Origin of the sequence: Roseicyclus sp. (assembly GCF_052168335.1) — a bacterium.
Taxonomy (GTDB): domain Bacteria; phylum Pseudomonadota; class Alphaproteobacteria; order Rhodobacterales; family Rhodobacteraceae; genus Roseibacterium.
Genome location: NZ_JBQLZP010000388.1, coordinates 1 through 1,872, shown reverse-complemented (window position 1 = coordinate 1,872; position 1,872 = coordinate 1). Strand labels below are relative to the sequence as shown.

Below are 1,872 nucleotides of genomic sequence, written 5' to 3'. Positions count from 1 at the left end.
GAGGGCCCCTTCCCCGAGGGCGCCACGCCCTCGCAGGGCTACCAGGTCCCCTTCACCCCGCGCGAGCTGATCCTCCGGGGCATCGACGCGCACATGGCCGAGGGCGCGGCGCTCTTCGACCGCGACGCGGCGGGCCGGGAGGAGGCGATCCGGGCCCTGTCCGAGCGCGAGGGCAGCATCGGCGAGGTGCCCGCCAAGCCCTTCTTCGACGAGCTCCTGAGCCTCACGAACGAGGGCTATTTCGCCGACCCGATCTATCTCGGCAACCACGACTACGCGGGCTGGCGCATGGTCGGCTTCCCCGGCGCGCACGCCTACTACCTCAGCCGCGTGGGCGATTTCGAGCCCTCGCCCGCGCCCCCGCCCATGGGCGTGGCGCACGACCCCGGCGGCCCCGTCACGCTCCCCCGCCCGATCCCCGGAGGCGACAGCGATGGCTGAACGCAGGATGCCCAAGACCGACGTGGTGATCGTCGGCGCCGGGTGGACCGGCCTCACCGCCGCCTACGAGCTCGCCCATGCCGGTCAGCGCTGCGTCGTGCTCGAGCGCGGGCGCTACCGCCACGACGCCACCTTCTTCGGCGGGCCGGAGGAGCATGACGAGCTGAAATACGCGATCCGCTACGGCCACATGATGGACGTCAAGAAGGAGACCGTGACCTTCCGCAACAGCCGCGACCAGCAGGCCCTGCCGATGCGCAGGCTCGGCTCCTTCCTCCCCGGTTCGGGCCTCGGCGGCGCGGGCATCCACTGGAACGGCCAGCTCTGGCGGCCGCTTCCCTCCGACCTGACCATGCGCAGCCACTACGCCGAGCGCTACGGCGAGCAGGTCATCCCCGAGGCGGCCACGATCCAGGACTGGGGCGTGACCTACGAGGAGCTGGAGCCGCATCTCGACTTCTTCGAGAAGATCTGCGGCACGGCGGGCTACGCCGGCAACCTGAACGGCGAGACGCGCGCGGGCGGCAACGTCTTCGAGGGGCCGCGCAGCGCCGACTATCCCAACCCCGCGATGACGCAGCCGATTTCCAACACGCTCTTCGGGCAGGCGGCCGAGCGCATGGGCCTCCATCCCTTCCCGATGCCGTCCGCGAACGTGACGCGGGCCTACGAGAACCCCTACGGCGCGCAGCTCCACCCCTGCACCTATTGCGGCTTCTGCGAGCGCTTCGGCTGCGGCTACTACGCCAAGGCCGACCCGATCATCTGCGTCTACGACCGCATCAAGGATCACGAGAACTTCGAGCTGCGCTTCGAGGCGCAGGTGCTCCGCGTGACGAAAGCGGCGGACGGACAGACGGCCACCGGCGTCGTCTACCTCGACGAGGACGGGGTCGAGGTGTTCCAGCCCGCCGACACGATCTGCCTGAACGCCTACGCGCTCTGGAACGTCCACCTCATGCTCGTGTCCGGGCTCGGCACGCCCTACGACCCCGAGACGCGCACCGGCACGGTCGGGCGCAACTACTCCTACCAGACCATCGCCGCCGTCGACGCCTTCTTCGACGACAGCGTGCAGACCGATCCCTTCATGGGTGCGGGCGCGCTCGGCGTGGTGGTGGACGACTACAACGGCGACAACTTCGACCATTCCGGGCTCGGCTTCCTCGGCGGCGGCTACATCGCCTGCAAGCAGTATCACGGCCGCCCGATCAGCTATCAGCCGGTGCCCGAGGGCACGCCCGAATGGGGCCTCGAGTGGAAGCGCGCGGTGCGCGAGAACTACGGCCACCACGGCGATCTGGTCGTCCACGGCTCGTCCATGTCGACCTGGGACAACTACCTCGACCTCGATCCCACATGGACCGACGCCTACGGGCGCCCGCTCCTGCGGATGACATTCGACTTTCCCGACAACGACCGGCGCATGGC

At 69.6% G+C, this 1,872-nt stretch carries 2 protein-coding genes; both read left to right on the top strand.

Going from position 1 to position 1,872, the window contains the following annotated elements; genetic code table 11:
- On the top strand, positions 1-441 hold a 441-nt coding region (locus ACTS11_RS11910; RefSeq protein ID WP_442640532.1), incomplete at its 5' end, for a gluconate 2-dehydrogenase subunit 3 family protein.
- A partial coding sequence (locus tag ACTS11_RS11905) for a GMC family oxidoreductase (protein WP_442640531.1) occupies positions 434-1,872 on the top strand: 1,439 nt, incomplete at its 3' end. The genes ACTS11_RS11910 and ACTS11_RS11905, both read left to right, overlap by 8 nt.